General features: G+C 64.2%; 16 protein-coding genes. 6 read left to right on the top strand and 10 right to left on the bottom strand.

Annotated features, from left to right (window positions below; all coding sequences use genetic code 11):
• Positions 1–72: 72 nt before the first annotated feature.
• The 5 genes from miaA to J4P02_RS06650 are packed head-to-tail and all read right to left on the bottom strand — an operon-like array spanning position 73 to position 5,700.
• Positions 73–1,044, bottom strand: coding sequence for a tRNA (adenosine(37)-N6)-dimethylallyltransferase MiaA (gene miaA, locus J4P02_RS06630; RefSeq protein ID WP_426188781.1), 972 nt, complete (start codon positions 1,042–1,044; stop codon positions 73–75).
• A complete protein-coding gene (gene mutL / locus J4P02_RS06635; protein ID WP_426188782.1) occupies positions 1,044–2,954 on the bottom strand; it encodes a DNA mismatch repair endonuclease MutL in 1,911 nt (636 codons plus the stop codon). Before mutL ends, miaA begins: the two co-directional genes overlap by 1 nt.
• The gene (locus tag J4P02_RS06640) at positions 2,951–4,378 is read right to left on the bottom strand and encodes an N-acetylmuramoyl-L-alanine amidase (protein WP_426188783.1); all 1,428 of its coding nucleotides are present in this window, start codon (positions 4,376–4,378) and stop codon (positions 2,951–2,953) included. Before J4P02_RS06640 ends, mutL begins: the two co-directional genes overlap by 4 nt.
• Positions 4,379–4,381: 3 nt before the next feature.
• Positions 4,382–4,852 carry a tRNA (adenosine(37)-N6)-threonylcarbamoyltransferase complex ATPase subunit type 1 TsaE gene (gene tsaE / locus J4P02_RS06645; protein WP_426188784.1) on the bottom strand — a complete coding sequence of 157 codons (471 nt, stop codon included), beginning with the start codon at positions 4,850–4,852 and terminating at the stop codon, positions 4,382–4,384.
• The gene (locus J4P02_RS06650; RefSeq protein ID WP_426188785.1) at positions 4,840–5,700 is read right to left on the bottom strand and encodes an NAD(P)H-hydrate dehydratase; all 861 of its coding nucleotides are present in this window, start codon (positions 5,698–5,700) and stop codon (positions 4,840–4,842) included. The genes tsaE and J4P02_RS06650 overlap by 13 nt, the downstream gene beginning before the upstream one ends.
• Positions 5,701–5,765: 65 nt before the next feature.
• Between J4P02_RS06650 and queG the strand changes: the two genes are divergently transcribed.
• Positions 5,766–6,845 (top strand): tRNA epoxyqueuosine(34) reductase QueG, encoded by a 1,080-nt coding sequence (gene queG, locus J4P02_RS06655; RefSeq protein WP_426188786.1) that lies wholly within the window; start codon positions 5,766–5,768, stop codon positions 6,843–6,845.
• On the opposite strand, the gene J4P02_RS06660 is transcribed toward queG, so the two are convergent.
• Both J4P02_RS06660 and orn read right to left on the bottom strand, forming a co-directional pair.
• The gene (locus J4P02_RS06660; RefSeq protein WP_058437896.1) at positions 6,827–7,438 is read right to left on the bottom strand and encodes a trimeric intracellular cation channel family protein; all 612 of its coding nucleotides are present in this window, start codon (positions 7,436–7,438) and stop codon (positions 6,827–6,829) included. The genes queG and J4P02_RS06660 overlap by 19 nt on opposite strands.
• Positions 7,439–7,557: 119 nt before the next feature.
• Positions 7,558–8,100, bottom strand: a complete 543-nt coding sequence (orn, locus tag J4P02_RS06665) for an oligoribonuclease (protein ID WP_426188787.1) — start codon at positions 8,098–8,100, stop codon at positions 7,558–7,560.
• A 108-nt stretch (positions 8,101–8,208) separates the two neighbouring features.
• Here orn and rsgA point away from each other — a divergent pair, with 108 nt between their 5' ends.
• Positions 8,209–9,240, top strand: a complete 1,032-nt coding sequence (gene rsgA / locus J4P02_RS06670; protein WP_426188788.1) for a small ribosomal subunit biogenesis GTPase RsgA — start codon at positions 8,209–8,211, stop codon at positions 9,238–9,240.
• A gap of 52 nt (positions 9,241–9,292) precedes the next feature.
• On the opposite strand, the gene motB is transcribed toward rsgA, so the two are convergent.
• Positions 9,293–10,402 carry a flagellar motor protein MotB gene (motB, locus tag J4P02_RS06675; RefSeq protein ID WP_426188789.1) on the bottom strand — a complete coding sequence of 370 codons (1,110 nt, stop codon included), beginning with the start codon at positions 10,400–10,402 and terminating at the stop codon, positions 9,293–9,295.
• 3 nt (positions 10,403–10,405) lie between these two features.
• On the bottom strand, positions 10,406–11,257 hold the full coding sequence (motA, locus tag J4P02_RS06680) for a flagellar motor stator protein MotA (protein WP_426188790.1): 852 nt from the start codon (positions 11,255–11,257) through the stop codon (positions 10,406–10,408).
• A gap of 166 nt (positions 11,258–11,423) precedes the next feature.
• Here motA and J4P02_RS06685 point away from each other — a divergent pair, with 166 nt between their 5' ends.
• The 3 genes from J4P02_RS06685 to asd are packed head-to-tail and all read left to right on the top strand — an operon-like array spanning position 11,424 to position 14,701.
• Positions 11,424–12,962, top strand: a complete 1,539-nt coding sequence (locus tag J4P02_RS06685) for an HDOD domain-containing protein (RefSeq protein ID WP_426188791.1) — start codon at positions 11,424–11,426, stop codon at positions 12,960–12,962.
• Between the two features lie 43 nt (positions 12,963–13,005).
• Complete coding sequence (gene rhdA / locus J4P02_RS06690) at positions 13,006–13,821, top strand: thiosulfate sulfurtransferase (protein WP_426188792.1); 816 nt, start codon at positions 13,006–13,008, stop codon at positions 13,819–13,821.
• Positions 13,822–13,840: 19 nt separating this feature from the next.
• Positions 13,841–14,701, top strand: coding sequence for an archaetidylserine decarboxylase (asd, locus tag J4P02_RS06695; protein WP_426188793.1), 861 nt, complete (start codon positions 13,841–13,843; stop codon positions 14,699–14,701).
• Between the two features lie 72 nt (positions 14,702–14,773).
• Here asd and serB read toward each other — a convergent pair whose 3' ends face one another.
• Positions 14,774–15,988: a phosphoserine phosphatase SerB gene (gene serB, locus J4P02_RS06700; protein ID WP_426188794.1), complete on the bottom strand. Its 1,215-nt coding sequence runs from the start codon at positions 15,986–15,988 to the stop codon at positions 14,774–14,776.
• A 132-nt stretch (positions 15,989–16,120) separates the two neighbouring features.
• Here serB and J4P02_RS06705 point away from each other — a divergent pair, with 132 nt between their 5' ends.
• Positions 16,121–17,647, top strand: a complete 1,527-nt coding sequence (locus tag J4P02_RS06705) for an AhpA/YtjB family protein (protein WP_426188795.1) — start codon at positions 16,121–16,123, stop codon at positions 17,645–17,647.
• Positions 17,648–17,751 lie beyond the last annotated feature (104 nt).

Here is a 17,751-nt window from a genome sequence, read left to right on the forward strand (position 1 = left end):
TCAATAATAAAAAATAGAAAACAGATGGCCAAAGCCGTCACACCCCCAAGGATAGACGGCAATTGCAAGGACTCAGCCCAATATGGAGATCGTCCCTAAGTATTTCAAGGCGCGTGGCAGATTGTCGCAATCCAGGCTGTCCAACCATTGCAGGTCAGCCCAACTGCGTAACCAGGTGAACTGGCGTTTCGCCAATTGGCGCGTGGCAATGATGCCCCGTTCCTGCATTTCGGCTGACGTCAGCTTGCCATCCAGATGATCCCAGACTTGGCGGTAACCCACTGCACGTATAGACGGCAAGCCGGCGTGCAGGTCACTTCTGGAGCGCAGAGCTACGACCTCGTCAATGAATCCCTGTTCCAACATTTGTGTGAATCTTTGTGCAATACGCTGGTGCAGTACCTGGCGATTCGCCGGGGCGATGGCCAGATTGGCGACAGTATAGGGCAATTGGCTGCGTCCCGATGCGCCTGCTTCAGTACTTTGCGCCAATTGGCGCTGGCGATGAGCCGTCATCGTCAGGCCGCTGACCCGGTACACCTCCAGCGCCCGGGTCAGGCGCTGCGGGTCATTGGGATGGATCCGCGCCGCGGACTCGGGATCCACCGCTGCCAACTGCTCATGCAACGCCTGCCAGCCAAGGCGCGCGGCTTCTTCTTCAAGCTCGGCGCGCACTTGCGGGTCGGCCGCCGGCATATCCGCCAGGCCTTCGAGCAGCGCCTTGTAATAAAGCATGGTGCCGCCCACCAGCAAGGGAATCTTGCCTCGCGCGGTGATATCGGCCATGGCCGCCAGGGCATCACGACGAAAATCCGCCGCAGAATAGCTTTCGGCCGGGTCGAGGATATCGATCAAGCGATGGGGAAACTCGGCCAGCAACTCCTTGGACGGCTTGGCGGTGCCAATGTCCATGCCGCGATAGACCAGCGCCGAATCGACGCTGATCAGCTCGCACGGCAGCACCTTGGTCAGTTCGATGGCCAGGTCGGTCTTGCCCGCAGCGGTCGGGCCCATCAGGAAAATCGCTGGAGGTAACTGAGTCATCAACGGCCGCGCAGAAAGAGTTTATCCAGATCGTCCAGGCCCAACTGGGTCCAGGTCGGTCGACCGTGGTTGCATTGGCCGCTGCGCTCGGTGTTTTCCATGTCGCGCAGCAAGCCGTTCATTTCCGCCAGGGCCAGGCGCCGGTTGGCACGGATCGCACCGTGGCAGGCCATGGTGCCCAGCAACTCGTTGAGATGGGCCTGGATCCGGTCACTGGTGCCGTATTCCATCAGGTCCGCCAGCACGTCATGCACCAGCCGATTGGCCTCGGCCTGCTTGAGCAAGGCCGGAATCTGCCGGATCGCCAGGGACTCCGGCCCCAGGCGCTGCAGCTCGAAGCCCAGGCGCTGGAACCAGGCGACATGCTCCTCTGCGCAATCGGCCTCGCGCTGGCTGACCGCGATCGACTCCGGCACCAGCAAGGGTTGGCCGCTCAGACCTTCGCTGGCCATGGCCACCTTCAAGCGCTCGTACATGATGCGCTCGTGAGCCGCGTGCATATCCACCAGCACCAGGCCAAGGGCGTTCTCCGCCAGGATGTAGATGCCCTTGAGCTGCGCCAACGCATAGCCCAATGGAGGAATGTCTTCCTGGCTTTCCGGTAGTGCGCTAGCCGCAGCACCTGGCAGCGGCGCAAAGAATTCGCGATAGGCGCCCTGGGCCTCCGCGGCCGGCAGCACCGGCTGCGGGCGTGGCGTGTACTGATATTGATAGCCGCTGCCAGCACCGGTACTCGGTGCACTGAAGCCCGGCTGGGACTGTGGCTGCTCCAGGGCCAGGTTCGCCGCCAGGCGCATCTCGCCCTGGGGCCCGAATTCACCGGCCTCGAGCCCCGTCGGCCGCACTATGCCGGCCACCGCCGCCGGCGCCGCCAATTGGTCCTCGGGACGCACATCGCCCAGGGCCCGATGCAAGGTGCCATAAAGGAAGTCATGGACCATGCGCCCATCACGGAAGCGCACTTCGTGCTTGGTCGGGTGGACGTTGACGTCGACCACAGCCGGGTCGACCTCGAAAAACAGCACGAAGGTCGGGTGCCGGCCGTTGAACAGCACATCGCGGTAGGCCTGGCGCACCGCATGGGCCACCAGCTTGTCCTTCACCGCACGACCGTTGACATAGAAATACTGCAGGTCCGCCTGGCTGCGGGAGAAGGTCGGCAAGCCCACCCAACCCCAGAGGTGCAGGCCATTGCGCTCGACATCGATCGGCAGCGCCTGCTCCAGGAAACCCGAGCCACAGACTGCGGCCACACGCCGGGCACGGGCCATGTCGTCCTTGGCCTCATGCAGGCTGAGGATGCTCTTGCCGTTATGGCGCAGATGAAAGGCCACGTCGAAACGCGCCAAAGCCAGGCGCCTGATCACTTCCTGCAGGTGATCGAACTCGGTTTTCTCGGCCTTGAGGAACTTGCGCCGCGCCGGGGTATTGAAGAACAGGTCGCGCACTTCCACCGAGGTGCCCACCGGATGCGCCGCCGGCTGCACCCGCGCCGCCATGTCCCGGCCTTCGGTTTCCACCTGCCAGGCCTGATCGGCATCCCGGGTGCGGGAGGTCAGGGTCAGGCGTGCCACCGAGCTGATGGACGCCAGGGCCTCACCCCGGAAGCCCAGGCTCATCACCCGCTCCAGGTCTTCCAGATCACGAATCTTGCTGGTGGCGTGACGCGCCAGGGCCAGCGGCAGGTCATCGGCGGCAATACCGCGGCCGTCATCGCGAACCCGCAACAGCTTGACCCCAGCCTGCTCGACATCCACATCGATACGCTTGGCGCCGGAGTCCAGGCTGTTCTCCAGCAGTTCCTTGATCACCGAAGCCGGGCGCTCAACCACCTCGCCCGCGGCGATCTGGTTGGCCAGGCGCGGGCTGAGCAGCTCGATACGCGCACTGCTGTTCACCGATTCACTCATTCCTTGGCCGCCAGTTCGGTGCCGGGGATGGTCAAGACCTGCCCCACTTTCAATTCATCGCTCTTCAGGTTGTTGGCACTGCGCAGCGTCGCCGCCGATACCTGATAGCGCACCGCGATCATGGCCAGGCTCTCCCCGGGGCTGACCCGGTGATCACGCGGCCCCTGGGCGATCTTCCCGGAATCCCGCAGCCAGGCAATGTAGGTGCCCGGTGGCGGATTCTGCTGGAAGAACTGCCGCACGCCACTGCTGATGGAACGCGCCAGGGCCTGCTGATGGCTGGCGGTGGCCAGCTTCGAGGCTTCGTTGGAGTTGGAGATAAAGCCGGTTTCCACCAGGATCGACGGAATATCCGGCGACTTGAGCACCATGAACCCCGCCTGCTCCACGCGCTGCTTGTGCAGCGGCGTGACCCGGCCGATGTTGTTCAGCACCTTCTGCCCGACATTCAGGCTGGAGGTCAGGGACGCGGTCATCGACAGGTCCAGCAACACCCCGGCAAGCATCCGGTCCTTGTCATCCAGGCTGACGTTACCGGCACCACCGATCAGGTCGGAACGGTTTTCACTGTCCGCCAGCCAGCGCGCGGTTTCCGAAGTGGCACCGCGCTCGGACAGGGCGAACACCGAGGCGCCGAAGGCAGCGGCCGAGGGGGCGGCGTCGGCGTGGATCGAAACGAACAGGTCGGCACCCTTCTTGCGAGCGATCTCGGTGCGGCCGCGCAGCGGGATGAAATAGTCGCCGGTACGCGTCAGCTCGGCACGGAAGCCCTTGAGGCCGTTGACCTGGCGCTGCAGTTCCCGGGCAATGGCCAGCACCACGTCTTTCTCATGCTGGCCACGGGAACCGGAAGCGCCCGGGTCTTCGCCACCATGACCGGCATCGATCACCACGATGATGTCGCGCTTGCCGGCCGGCGCCGGAGGCAGCTTGATCGCCGGTTCCGCCGGGGTTACCGGCACAGCGGGAACCGTCGCCACGGTTGGCGGCGGCGCCACGGGCGGCGCGGCATCGGCCGGGTTGTCGAACAGGTCGACCACCAGGCGATTGCCGTACTGGGCGTTGGGCGCCAGGGTGAAACTCTTGGGCGTAACGGCCTTTTTCAGGTCGATGACCACCCGCAGGTCGGTAGGGGTGCGCTGCGCCGAGCGCATGGCGGTGATCGGCGTATTGGCGGTGGCGACGTTCAGTTGACCGCCCAGGGTCGCGCCATTGATATCGATCACCAGACGATCCGGGGCCGTCAGGGTAAAGACACTGTGCTGGACCGGGCCGGACAGGTCGAATACCAGTCGCGTGTTATCCGGTGCCCGCCACAGGCGGACGCTGCGAACCTGTGTTGCGGCCACAGCATCGACGGCCAATGCCGTAAGCAACAGTCCTACGACAGTAACCAACGCGCGAATGCGCATACCTAACCCCATCAATTATTTGAATTCCAACGCCAAAGCGGCACACCAGGACTCGCCGCGCGAGCCTTGAGACAACAGGTGCACTGAACGCCCGCTGTTATGCGGGGTAATGGTAATGGTCAGGTCGGGCTTTGGCAAAAAGCCTGCACCCTTCTGGGGCCACTCCAGAAGACACAATGCATCGCCCTCGAAGTAGTCGCGAATGCCCAGGAATTCCAGCTCCTCGGGGTCCACCAAGCGGTACAGATCGAAGTGAAAGGCCCGCACCGGGCCAATCTCGTAAGGCTCCACCAGGGTGAAGGTCGGGCTCTTCACCGCCCCCACATGCCCCAGCCCGCGGATGATGCCGCGGGACAAGGTGGTCTTGCCCGCCCCCAGGTCACCCTCGAGAAAAATCACCCCCACACCCTGGGTGATCCGCGCAATGCGTGCGCCAAATTCCACCATGGCCTGCTCATCGGCCAGGTAAAGGGTTAACTCAGACACGGTGATTGCTCCTCCAACAACTGACGAATGACTGGAATCAGATCACTGGCCGCCAGCCCACGGCCCATTTTTCCTTGCTGCTCGCCGGCGCTGGCATGCAGCCAGACCGCCAGGCAAGCCGCCTCGAATACCGGCAACCCCTGCGCCAGCAAGGCCCCGATCAAGCCGGCGAGCACATCCCCCAGCCCCGCCGTGGCCATCGCCGGATGCCCGACATCACAGCGTGCCAGTTGCCCATCGGGACTGGCGATCAGACTGCCCGCGCCCTTGAGCACGGCCACGGCCTGGTATTTCTCACTCAAGGCCCTGGCGGCCCCGGGGCGATCGGCCTGAATTTCGGCAGTGGAGATGCCCAGTAACCGCGCCGCCTCGCCCGGATGCGGGGTGATCACACTGGCTCGCGGCAACTGCGCCGCCCCCAACGCCAACAGATTCAGGGCATCGGCGTCCCAGACCTGCGGCAAGCGCGCATTGGCCGCCGCCGACAACAGGCTGCGCCCCCAGGCACCCTGCCCCAGGCCCGGCCCCACCACCAGCACCGTGGCCCGCGCCAGCAGCGCCATCAATTGATTGGCCGAATGGGTGCCCAGGGTCATGACTTCCGGCAGGCGCGCAGCGGCAGCCGCCACATGCTCGCTGCGGGTCGCCAGGGACACCAGCCCGGCGCCACTGCGCAGGGCGCTTTCAGCGCTCAATAGCGCGGCTCCGGCAAAACCAAGATCACCACCGATCAGCAACAGATGGCCGAACTGGCCCTTGTGCGCATCCAGGGAACGCGCATTCAGGCACGGCAACTGACCGCGCGTCAGCAACTGAACGTCGGGTAATGGGGGTTTTGTCTGCGGCATGCGTCTTCGGGCTCCGATGTCTGGCAGAATTATACGCACCTTAAGTCCCCGGTTTCTCTTGCCTCATGTCCGTCATTACCCAGGATCTTCCCGCTCTCGCCCAATCGATCAAGGACTGGGGCCGCGAACTGGGCTTTCAACAAGTCGGCATCAGCGGCCTGGACCTGGCCGAGCACGAGCAGCACCTGGAACGCTGGCTCGCCGCCGGCTACCACGGCGAGATGGACTACATGGGCGCCCACGGCAGCAAACGCTCCCATCCCGACCAGCTGGTGCCCGGCACCTTGCGCGTGGTGTCGCTGCGCATGGACTACCTGCCCGGCGACACCCAGATGGCCCAACGCCTGGCGCAACCTTCCAAGGCCTATGTTTCGCGCTATGCCCTGGGTCGCGACTACCACAAGCTGATCCGCAAGCGCGTGCAGCAACTGGCCGAGCGCATCCAGCAAGTCATCGGCCCCTTTGGCTATCGCGCCTTCGTCGACAGCGCCCCGGTGCTGGAAAAAGCCATCGCCGAACAGGCCGGGCTCGGCTGGATCGGCAAGAACACCCTGGTGCTCAACCGCAAGGCCGGCAGCTATTTCTTCCTCGCCGAACTGTTCGTCGACCTGCCGCTGCCGGTGGACCCGCCCCACGCCACGGAGCACTGCGGACGTTGCAGCGCCTGCCTGGACATCTGCCCCACCCAGGCCTTTGTCGGCCCCTATGTACTGGATGCCCGGCGCTGCATTTCCTACCTGACCATCGAGCTCAAGAGCGCCATCCCCGAAGACCTGCGACCGCTGATCGGCAATCGGGTCTTCGGCTGCGACGACTGCCAGATCGTCTGCCCCTGGAATCGCTTCGCCCGCCCATCGGGGGAAGGCGACTTCAAGCCCCGGCACAACCTGGACAACGCCGAACTGGCGGAGCTGTTCATGTGGGACGAAGACCAGTTCCTCAGCAGCACCGAAGGCTCGCCCCTGCGCCGCGCCGGCTACGAGCGCTGGCTACGCAACCTGGCGGTGGGCCTGGGCAATGCGCCATCGAGCATCCCCGTGCTGGAAGCCCTCAAGGCCCGCCAGGACTACCCCTCGGAACTGGTGCGCGAGCACGTGCAGTGGGCCCTGGCCCAGCACGCCAACCGTCAGTGTTCGTCGTTGTAGACGAACTTGGGCATTTCCCAGTGAAACCGGATCGCCAGCAGGCGCAATAGAAAGCCGCCGAACAAGGTCACCAGGATCGACTGCTCGCTGGGCAATTGCAGATAGATGCACAGCATGTAGCACCAGGCGGCGGCGAAGGACACGCTGGCATACAGCTCGCGACGGAAGATCAACGGAATGTCGTTGCAGAAGATATCCCGGAGGATGCCGCCAAAGACCCCGGTGATTACCCCGCTGACCGAGGCCACCAGCATGCCATGGCCCATTTCCAGGGCGGTCATGCAACCGATCAGGGTGAAGGCCACCAGGCCCACGGCGTCGAGCACCAGGAACAGCGAACGCAGGTGGCGCATCAAGGGCGCGATAAAGATGGTCACCAGGGCCGCCACCGACGTCAGCACCAGGTACTCGGGGTGCTTGACCCAGGTCAGCGGGTAGTGGCCGAGCAGCATATCGCGCACCGAACCACCACCCAGCGCCGTGACACAGGCGATCAGCACCACACCGAACCAGTCCATGCCGCGGCGGCCGGCAGAAAGGGCGCCAGTCATGGCTTCGGCGGTAATGGCGATCAGATAGAGCATCAACAGCATGGTGGCGGTCCTTACGGGAAGGCGCGCAGTCTACTCAGTTGAAGCGGGCACCAAAAGAGGGCAGGTACGGGCGCGAGCTACCCCGCGCGCCCGTTTGCCGGCAAGCCGACGCCTGCGGATCAGAACTTGATGAAGTGCTTGCGGTAATGCTGCAGCTCGGCGATGGACTCGCGAATGTCGTCCAGGGCCAGGTGGGTGCTGCCCTTCTTGAAGCTGTCGCGCACCTCGGGGGCCCAGCGTGCGGCCAGTTCCTTGAGGGTCGATACGTCCAGATTGCGGTAGTGGAAGTAGCTTTCCAGGGACTTCATATGGCGATAGAGAAAGCGCCGGTCCTGGCAGATGCTGTTGCCACAGATCGGCGACTTGCCACGGGGCACCCACTGCTCGAGGAAGGCGATGGTCTGGGCCTCGGCCTCGGCCATGCTGATGCGGCTGTCACGCACCCGCTGGGTCAGGCCGGAACCGCCGTGCTGGCGCGTGTTCCACTCGTCCATGCCGGCGAGAATCTCGTCGCTCTGATGGATGGCGATGACCGGTCCTTCAGCCAAGGTGTTGAGGTTGCTGTCGGTGACAATGGTGGCCATCTCGATGATGACGTCGGTGTCGGGGTTCAGACCGGTCATTTCCAGATCGATCCAAATCAGGTTTTGCGGGTTTTGCATGGCTGGGCTCCTCGGCGTAGTTGCGCAGTTTAGCCTAGAGGGCCTGCCCGGCGTGCTAAACTCGCCGCCGTTTTACCCAACCGCCGTAATTATCGACACGGAACACCAATGGCCAAACGCCAGCTCAATCGACGCCAGAACTGGCGCATCGAAAAGATTCAAGGTGAGCGCGCTGCCCGCGCCGCCAAACGCGAGTCCTCTGCCGTCGAGGCCCTGGAAGGGGGCGACCTGGGGCCGGAACAGACCGGCCTGGTGATTGCCCACTTCGGCGTCCAGGTCGAGGTCGAGGCCCGCGAAGGCGAGCTGGCCGGCCAGGTCTTCCGCTGCCACCTGCGGGCCAACCTGCCGGCGCTGGTGACCGGCGACCAGGTGGTCTGGCGCGCCGGCAACCAGGGCATCGGGGTGATCGTCGCGCAACTGCCGCGCAGCACCGAGCTGTGCCGCCCGGACAGCCGCGGCCAGCTCAAGCCGGTGGCGGCCAACGTCGACATGATCGTGATTGTGTTCGCGCCCATGCCCGAGCCCCACGCCAACCTGATCGACCGTTACCTGGTGGCGGCCGAGCACGCGGGTATCCGCCCCTTGCTGCTGCTGAACAAGGCCGACCTGATCGATGAGCAGAACGCCCCCGCGTTGAATGCCTTGCTGGCCGTGTATCGCCAGCTGGGTTACCCGCTATTGGAAGTCTCGGCTCATCACGGCGACGGCATGGAGCAGTTGCAGGCCCTGCTCGATGGCCGCATCAGCGTATTCGTCGGTCAGTCCGGGGTGGGCAAATCGTCCCTGGTGAACAGCCTGCTACCGGAAGTCGAGACCCGGGTTGGCCCGCTGTCGGAGTTCTCCGGCCAGGGCACCCACACCACCACCACCGCGCGACTGTTCCATTTCCCCGGCGGCGGCGAACTGATCGACTCCCCCGGCATTCGCGAATTCGGCCTGGGCCATGTCAGCCGCGCCGATGTCGAGGCCGGTTTTATCGAGTTCAACGACCTGCTGGGCACCTGTCGCTTCCGTGACTGCAAGCATGATCGCGAACCGGGCTGCGCGCTGCTCAAGGCCCTGGAAGACGGGCGCATCCAGCAACAGCGGATGAACAGCTACCGCTCGATCCTCGCCAGCCTGCCCGACAGCAGCTACTGAAACCTCTGCCATAGAAACAACAAGGCCGCGATCATCGCGGCCTTGTTGTTTGTCACTTCGGCGTTACCGGAGCTGCCGGTGCGGCAGCAGGGGCAGCCGGCGATGCCGGCGCCGCAGCGGGTGCCGGCGCCTGGGCTGCACTGCCCTGCTCGTCCATCTTCAGCACACCATCCTCGAAGATGTTCATGCGCTGGCGCACCTCGTGGGCCGGCAGCGGTTCGCTGCCCGGCGGCAAGGCATGGGGATCGACCGCAGCCCCCGGCACTTCGCCCGGAGCACCGCTGCCCTGGTTCGGCGCCGGAGCGTTGGGATCGGTCTGCTCGCCTTCGATGGCGCGCTGGGCCTTCTTGGTCAGCACCACAATGTCGATGCGCCGGTTGACCGGATTGAACGGGTCCTTGCGATCGAACAGCGCCGAAGAAGCAAAGCCCACCACCCGTGCCACTTGCGGATCAGGATAACCACCAGCCACCAATGCACGCCGTGCAGCGTTGGCACGGTTGGCCGACAGTTCCCAGTTACCGAAGTCGCCAGTGCCCGAATACGGCTTGGCATCGGTGTGGCCGCTGATGCTGATCTTGTTCGGCACCGCCTTGATGGTGTCGGCCATGGCCAGCAGGATGTCTTCGAAATAGGGTTTCAGACGCGCACTGCCAGAGTCGAACATCGGCCGGTTCTCGGCATCCATGATCTGGATCCGCAAACCATCCGGAGTGATCTCGAAGAGGATCTGGTCCTTGAACTTCTGCAGTTGCGGGTTCTCTTCAACCTTGTTCTGCAACTCCTGCAGCAGCAGTTCGAGACGCTCGCGCTCGACCTGCTCGGCCATGCCCTCCACTTGGTCGGCATCCACTGTGACCTTGTCCGGCTGTGGCTGGGACTTGACCTCAGGGTTCAGGGTGTTCTCCGGCGCCAGCTGCGGCGAGCCGCCCAGATCGATGATGTAGGGCGTGCCGCTTTCAGAGAAGCCGACCGGGTCCTTGAAGTAGCCGGCAATGGCGATCTTCTGTTCCGGGGTCGCGGTGGACAGCAACCACAGCACCAGGAAGAACGCCATCATCGCCGTGGCGAAGTCGGCGAAGGCGATCTTCCATGCGCCCCCGTGGTGTCCGCCGCCAAAGCGCTTGACGCGCTTGATGATAATCGGCTGATTATTTTCCATGACTTAGCGACCGCGAACCGCTTGTTCCAGCTCGGCGAAGCTAGGACGGTGCGACGGGTACAGAACCTTGCGCCCGAACTCCACCGCCAACGACGGCGGCATGCCGGAAGCCGAGGCCACCAGGGAAGCCTTGATGGCTTCGTAGACGTTGAGCTCTTCCTTGGCATCGTGGGCCAGGGAGTTGGCCAGCGGGCCGAAGAAGCCGTAGGCCGCGAGAATACCGAAGAAGGTACCTACCAGCGCCGCACCTACGTGCAGGCCGATGGACTTCTGGTCGCCGTCGCCCAGGGACGCCATGGTCACCACAATCCCCAGTACCGCCGCGACGATACCGAAGCCGGGCATGCCGTCGGCGATCCCGGTCACTGCGTGAGACGGGTGCTCGAGTTCTTCCTTGAGGCTCAGCAGCTCCATGTCGAACAAGCCTTCCAGTTCGTGGGGGGCCATGTTGCCGGAGGACATGATGCGCAGGTAATCACACACGAACGCGGTCATGCGTTCATCCTTGAGCACTGCCGGGTACTTGGCGAAGATCGGGCTGGCGGCTGCGTCTTCGATGTCCCCTTCGATGGCCATCATGCCTTCGCGACGGCTCTTGTTGAGGATCTCGTAGATCAGGCCCAGCACTTCCAAATAGAAGGTGTGGGTAAAACGCGAGCTGAACATGCCCAGGGACTTCTTGATGACGTGCATCGTCATGTAGCCCGGGTTCGCCTGGAGAAATGCACCGAAGGCCGCACCGCCGATGATCAGAACCTCGAAAGGCTGGATCAGCGCTGCGATTTTGCCGTGGGAGAGCACGTATCCGCCGAGCACGCTCGCGAATACGACGATGATGCCGATTATTTTAGCCATAGTAGGAGGAGTACTTATTGAGTCGGGTTCAAGGTCATATTCGGAAGTTCTTAAAACTCTTCTTCTACTTATCGGCAAAACTGCGCCAGACTATAGCCAGTTAAGGCGAAAAGCCAGTTTGGCCCGCTCTGGGCGTGTTCACAGCAGACGATGATTACGCCCAGCCATGTCTAATGAAACCAGCGTTCCACATTCCCCGCCCAGCTCTCTGGATGCCTGGGTAAGGCTTCTCAATGGCGTGCGCTTGCCGGTGCCCCAGGGCAGCCATGATCGGGTCTGCCGAGCCATTGCCAACAATAGAAGTTCGCTGCGCGATATCGTCGATCTGATGCAGGACAGCCCGGCGCTGGCCTTGAGCCTGATCCGCGAAGCCAACCGACACACCCATGGCAGCATGAGCGAGCCCGCGGAGAACCTCGAAGTCGCGGTCAACCGTCTCGGCCTCAAGCGCACCGAGGAACTGCTGGAACAACTGCCGACCCTGCCCGAAGAACAGATTCCCCAGGCGCTGCGCCAGTTTCAAATGATCAGCCAGCACGCCAGCCAGCAAGCCAGCGGCTTCTTCGCCGGGCGCCTGGCCCGGCTCTGGCAAGACATCCACTGGGGCAGCCTGCTGTTTCTCTCGCCGTTGTGGGCCATGGCCCTGGTCTACCCCAAGCTGCTGGAAGAATGGGAGCTGCGGGTCATCTATAAGCACGAGTCGGCTCGGGAAGTCGAACTGCAGCTGTTCGGCGTGCGCCTGATGGAAATGTGCCAGGCCCTGGTGCAGGCCTGGCATCTGCCGATCTGGGTCCAGCAGGGCTATCGCCTGTTGACCCAGGAACAGCACCTGCTGGCCAAGGTCATGCTGATCGCTCGCGACCACCACAACCCGCTGCGCCAGCAACAGCGCCTGGATGCCGAACCGGACCTGCGACGCTGGCTGAACCAGCCCGCCAACACCGTGCTCCTGGCCAACGGCCTGGCACTGGCGGCACAGCATTCCTGGAACAACGCCCACGGCCGCCGCTGGCAGAACCTCACGGCGCTGTACCTGCAACTCCCCCTGGCCGAGGTTCAGCAACAGCTGCACCAGCAAGCCGCGCAAAGCGCCCGCAACGACGCCCAGCCCGACCTCTGGCACCCGGCCCAGGCCCTGCTCTGGCCCTGGGACGCACGCCGCCTGCACCCTGGCGAGCAACCGGCCCACCCACCCACGGCGGAACAACTGGCCAAGTGGCGCAAGCTCTGCAGCGAACTGCTGCTGGAGCCCAGCCCCTTCACCAATGCCGTGCACCTCACCGGCTTTGCCCGGGATGCCCTGGCAGCTTGTGGCATGCAGCGGGTGATGCTGCTGATGGTCGACCGCAGCCTCAGCCATCTGCGGGTGCAGCAACTTTTCGGCCTGCCCGGCGAGGCCGCCGGCATGACCCTGCAAGCCAAGCAGAGCACACTGTTGCAGCGCTTGCTGGAGAAGTCCGCCCAGGTACGCCTGGGGCCGAGCAACAAAGGGCAGTTCTGGCCCCATGTGCCAGGGCCGCTGCGCCAGCTGTTCCGCGGCGACCACCTGTTGATCCGCTCATTGTCCTGCAACGGCCGGGTGCTGATGCTGGCAGTGGCCGACCAGGGCGGCGCACCTTTCGCCGAAGTCAGCGTCCAGGCCTTCGGCAAGACCGCCCAGTGCATCGAAAAAGCCTTGCACAGCTTTACCAACCGCAGCCAGTGACGCTTGCGCTACAATCCCACCCTTTGTGCCCTGGGGACCTGACATGTCTGATTTTTCCGGCTTGCCGCTGGTCATCGAACCGAGCGAGCTGCTCGCCCGCCTCGACGCCCGCGAACTGATCCTGGTCGACCTCACCAGCGCCGCCCGCTACGCCAACGGGCACATTCCCGGGGCACGCTTCGTCGACCCCAAGCGCACCCAGCTGGGCCAGGCCCCGGCCCCCGGCCTGCTGCCGGCGAAAACCGCCCTCGAGGCCCTGTTCGGCGAGCTCGGGCACAACCCCGACGCGGTCTATGTGGTGTATGACGACGAAGGCGGTGGCTGGGCCGGGCGCTTCATCTGGCTGCTGGACGTAATCGGCCACCGCCACTACCACTATGTGGATGGCGGCCTCCCGGCCTGGCTGGCGGAAAGCCTGCCGATGTCCACCGAGGTTCCGGCCGCAGCGGGCGGCCCGGTGCCACTGACCCTGCACGACGAACCCACCGCCACCCGCGAATACCTGCAAAGCCGCCTCGGCGCCGCCGACCTGGCAATCTGGGACGCCCGTGGCCCGCTGGAGTATTCCGGCGAGAAGGTCCTGGCCGCCAAGGGCGGGCATATTCCCGGCGCAGTGAATTTCGAATGGACCGCCGGCATGGACCAGGCCCGGCACCTGCGCATCCGCCGCGACATGCCACAGATCCTCGCCGACCTGGGTATCAGCAAAGACAAAGAAGTGATCACCCACTGCCAGACCCACCACCGCTCCGGCTTCACCTACCTGGTGGCCAAGGCGCTGGGTTATCCACGGGTCAAGGGCTACGCCGGCTCCTGGGGCGAATGGGGCAACCATCCCGATACGCCTGTAGAGATTTAAGGTTTTTTAAGGACACCCAATGAAAAAGCGCTTGTTCATCATCAGCCAGTACCTGCTGCCTCATCACCTGCTGTCGCGCCTGGCCGGCTGCATCGCCGAGTGCCGCGTGCGCTGGTTCAAGAATGCCTTCACCAGCTGGTTCGCCAAGCAGTATCAGGTGGATATGTCGGAGGCCCAGGTCGAGGACGTGACCGCCTACGAGCACTTTAACGCCTTCTTCACCCGAGCCCTGAAAGACGGCGTACGGCCACTGGACCCAACCCCTGGCGCCGTGCTCAGCCCCGCCGACGGTGCCGTCAGCCAGCTGGGCCCGATCGAACACGGCCGGGTATTCCAGGCCAAGGGCCACAGCTACAGCGTGCTGGAACTGCTGGGCGGCGACCCGGCCCTGGCCCAGCCCTTCATGGGCGGCGACTTCGCCACCATCTACCTGTCGCCCAAGGACTACCACCGGGTGCACATGCCCCTGGCCGGCACCCTGCGCGAAATGGTCTATGTACCGGGGCGGATTTTCTCGGTGAACCAGACCACCGCCGAGAACGTGCCCGAGCTGTTCGCCCGCAACGAACGCGTGGTGTGCATCTTCGACACCGAACGCGGGCCGATGGCCCTGGTGCTGGTGGGGGCGATGATCGTCGCTTCGATCGAAACCGTCTGGGCCGGCCTGGTCACGCCGCCCAAGCGCGAACTCAAGACAGTGCGCTACGACGAAGCCGCCCGGGCACCGATCCATCTGGAGAAAGGCGCCGAAATGGGCCGCTTCAAGCTGGGCTCCACCGCCATCGTGCTGTTTGGCCCAGGCCAGGTGCAGTGGGCCGAGGAACTGGCTGCCGGTTCGCCAGTGCGCATGGGCCAGGGCCTAGGCCTGCCCAAGGCTTGATGCCTGAACGCTGGACAAAAAAACGCCGCTGATCAGCGGCGTTTTTTTATGCCCGGGGAGTATCCCGGCGACTCAGAGCTGGCCGTCGCGATCGCGGAAGCCCAGCAGGTAGAGCACACCGTCCAGGCCCAGGGTGGAGATCGCCTGCTTGGCCGACTGCTTGACCAGCGGCTTGGCACGGAAGGCCACGCCCAAACCGGCAATACCCAGCATCGGCAGGTCGTTGGCGCCATCACCCACGGCGATGGTCTGCTCCAGGCGCAGGCCTTCCTTGTGCGCCAGCTCGCGCAGCAGGTCAGCCTTGCGCTGGGCGTCGACAATCGGCTCGACCGCCACGCCCGTCACCTTGCCGTCCACCACTTCCAGCTCGTTGGCGAACACATAGTCGATGCCCAGCTTGGCCTGCAGTTGCTTGGCGAAGTAGGTGAAGCCACCAGAGAGAATCGCGGTCTTGTAGCCCAGGCGCTTGAGCTCGGCGAACAGGGTTTCGGCGCCCTCGGTCAGGCGCAGGGAAGCGCCGATGGAGTCCAGCACCTTGACATCCAGGCCCTTGAGCAGCGCCAGGCGCTCCTTGAAGCTGGCACGAAAATCCAGCTCGCCGGCCATCGCCCGCTCGGTGATCTCGGCCACCCGGTCGCCCACCCCGGCGGCCTTGGCCAGCTCGTCGATGACCTCGGCCTCGATCAGCGTCGAGTCCATGTCGAACACCGCCAGGCGGCGGTTACGACGGAACAGCGAGTCTTCCTGGAAGGCGATATCGACGTTCAGTTCCTGGGCCACGCTGAGGAACTCGGCCCGCAGTGCCTGCGGATCAGCGGCTTCGCCACGTACCGAGAACTCGATGCAGCCCTTGCCCTGGTCGGCCGGGGTATCCAGGGGCATGCGCCCGGACAGGCGATCGATATGGTCGATGTTCAAGCCGTACTTGGCAGTGATCGAGCTCACTCGCTGCAACTGCTCGGCGGTGACCTTGCGGGTCAGCAGGGTAACGATATGGCGCTGCTTGCCCTGGCCGGCGACCCATAGCTGGTAGTCCGCCTCGGACACCGGGGTAAAGCGCACCTGCTGGTCGAGCTTGTAGGCCGTGAACAGCACGTCCTTGAGCACCGACGAACTCTGCTCATCACCGGGTATCTCCACCAGGATGCCGAACGACAGTGTGTCGTGGATCACGGCCTGACCGATGTCGAGAATGTTCACACCGCCCTGGGCCAGAACGCCGGTGATGGCCGCCGTCAGACCAGGACGATCTTCGCCGGTGATGTTTATCAGGACAATTTCGCGCAAGGCGCACCCCCGAGGTGGAAAAAAGCGCATTCTACCCACTTTCGCTGACCATCGGGCACAGCCAGCGCTTTGCCGGTCTAGGGCCTATCGCTATACTGCGCGTCAAATTCACGGACAAAAGAGCCGAGCTCAGTGAACCGGCCCACGCCAGTCAAAACCGATAACTTCTTCCTGCTGATCTTCCGTGCACTGCGCCACCGCCGTGTGCCGATTGCATTGCGCATCGCCAGCCATAACGTGATCCTGGTCGCCCTGGCCCTGGTGATCTATGCCGGCGTGATGGGCCTGCAATTCAAGCAAGCCATGCATGAACAGGCTGACGCCCTGGGCCAGAGCCTGACCACCCAGACCGCCACCTCGGCCACCGAGCTCCTGGTGTCCAACGACATCCTCAGCCTCAATGTCCTGCTCAATAACCTGACCAAAAACCCGCTGGTGGCCCATGCGGCGATCTACAGCGTCGACAACCGCATCCTCGCCGAGGCCGGCCAGCGCCCCAAGAGCAGCCTGCTGGGTGAGACCGAGGGCGTGTACCAGACCAAGATCACCTTCCAGGACGTGACCGCCGGCAACCTGCGCATCAGCCTGGACATGACCCAGTTCCAGCAGCCGATGACCATCAGCCTGCAGAGCATGGGCATTCTCAGCGCCATCCTGCTGGCCCTGGCACTTGCCCTGAGCCTGCGCCTGGGCCGGCATATCTCCACTCCGCTACTGCAACTGCGGGTATGGCTGCGGGACCTGGACGAACACACCCCGGCCACCCAGCGCCAGGATGAAATCGGCGACCTGGCGCGCCAGCTGCACGCGCGCCTGGTTCCGGAAAAGCCCGAGCCTGCTGCGCAACCCGCGTTCCAGGCGGCGGATTACCAGGACGACGAAGCGGACGAACCGGCCTTCGAAGTGCGCAACCTGCGCGATCCGAGCTTCGATGAAAGCGCCCCGGTGGCCGGCCTCAAGCCGGTTGCCCGGCAGTTGGTGAGCGCCGAGGAAGACGAGGACGAGGAAGACCCCTTCGCCGACCTGCGCGACCACAGCTCGGCACCGGCCCCCAAGCCGCAGCCCCAGGCCCCGAGCCAGCCTCAGCACAGCGCCGTGCTGGCGGTGCAACTGGGCGCCCAGGAGCAACTGCGACGCCTGCCACGGGCCCGCCTGACCGAGTTGCTGGAACGCTATCGCGACTGCCTCGACCAAGCGGCGCAGCTCTATCAGAGCGAGTTGCACACCCTTAATGACGGCAGCACGCTGATGCTGTTCCACAGCGAAGACAGCGGTGACGACTACCTGACCAATGCCATTTGCTGCGGCGAGTTGCTGCGCGCCCTGGGCCATGCCCTGCAGATCGAAGTGGCGGACAGCGGCATCACCCTGCAACTGCAATTGGGCCTGACCCTGGGTGACGACCTGTTCGGCCTGAGCCAGATCGACCTGCTGCTGACCGAAACCGCCCAGGACGCCCTGGCGCTGTCCCAGCACAGCCGCAACCTGCTGCTGGTGGAACGCAAGGTCAACGACGATGTGCTGCTGCGTCAGCGCGCGCGTATCCGCCCAATCGCCAGCCCGGAAGGTGCTTGCTGCGTGGAGCGCCTGATGGAGCCCTACCCGTCGATGCTGGAGCGGCAACTGGCACGCATGCACGAGACTCGGGCCAAGCTCTAAGGCCGCAATCGTGCGACAAGAAGCCCGCCATGTGCGGGCTTTTTTGTGCCTGGCGGGTGGCTGGGGTGATGCCCTTCGCTGGCAAGCCAGCTCCTACAGCGGCC

The sequence above is a fragment of the Pseudomonas sp. NFXW11 genome (assembly GCF_049887815.1).
Classification (GTDB): domain Bacteria; phylum Pseudomonadota; class Gammaproteobacteria; order Pseudomonadales; family Pseudomonadaceae; genus Aquipseudomonas.

Excerpts from the sequence above, each read along its gene's own strand:
- miaA (WP_426188781.1), bottom strand. The coding sequence starts at position 1,044 with ATGACTCAGTTACCTCCAGCGATTTTCCTGATGGGCCCGACCGCTGCG.
- mutL (WP_426188782.1), bottom strand. The coding sequence starts at position 2,954 with ATGAGTGAATCGGTGAACAGCAGTGCGCGTATCGAGCTGCTCAGCCCG.
- J4P02_RS06640 (WP_426188783.1), bottom strand. The coding sequence starts at position 4,378 with ATGGGGTTAGGTATGCGCATTCGCGCGTTGGTTACTGTCGTAGGACTG.
- J4P02_RS06650 (WP_426188785.1), bottom strand. The coding sequence starts at position 5,700 with ATGCCGCAGACAAAACCCCCATTACCCGACGTTCAGTTGCTGACGCGC.
- queG (WP_426188786.1), top strand. The coding sequence starts at position 5,766 with ATGTCCGTCATTACCCAGGATCTTCCCGCTCTCGCCCAATCGATCAAG.
- J4P02_RS06660 (WP_058437896.1), bottom strand. The coding sequence starts at position 7,438 with ATGCTGTTGATGCTCTATCTGATCGCCATTACCGCCGAAGCCATGACT.
- orn (WP_426188787.1), bottom strand. The coding sequence starts at position 8,100 with ATGCAAAACCCGCAAAACCTGATTTGGATCGATCTGGAAATGACCGGT.
- rsgA (WP_426188788.1), top strand. The coding sequence starts at position 8,209 with ATGGCCAAACGCCAGCTCAATCGACGCCAGAACTGGCGCATCGAAAAG.
- motB (WP_426188789.1), bottom strand. The coding sequence starts at position 10,402 with ATGGAAAATAATCAGCCGATTATCATCAAGCGCGTCAAGCGCTTTGGC.
- motA (WP_426188790.1), bottom strand. The coding sequence starts at position 11,257 with ATGGCTAAAATAATCGGCATCATCGTCGTATTCGCGAGCGTGCTCGGC.
- J4P02_RS06685 (WP_426188791.1), top strand. The coding sequence starts at position 11,424 with ATGTCTAATGAAACCAGCGTTCCACATTCCCCGCCCAGCTCTCTGGAT.
- rhdA (WP_426188792.1), top strand. The coding sequence starts at position 13,006 with ATGTCTGATTTTTCCGGCTTGCCGCTGGTCATCGAACCGAGCGAGCTG.
- asd (WP_426188793.1), top strand. The coding sequence starts at position 13,841 with ATGAAAAAGCGCTTGTTCATCATCAGCCAGTACCTGCTGCCTCATCAC.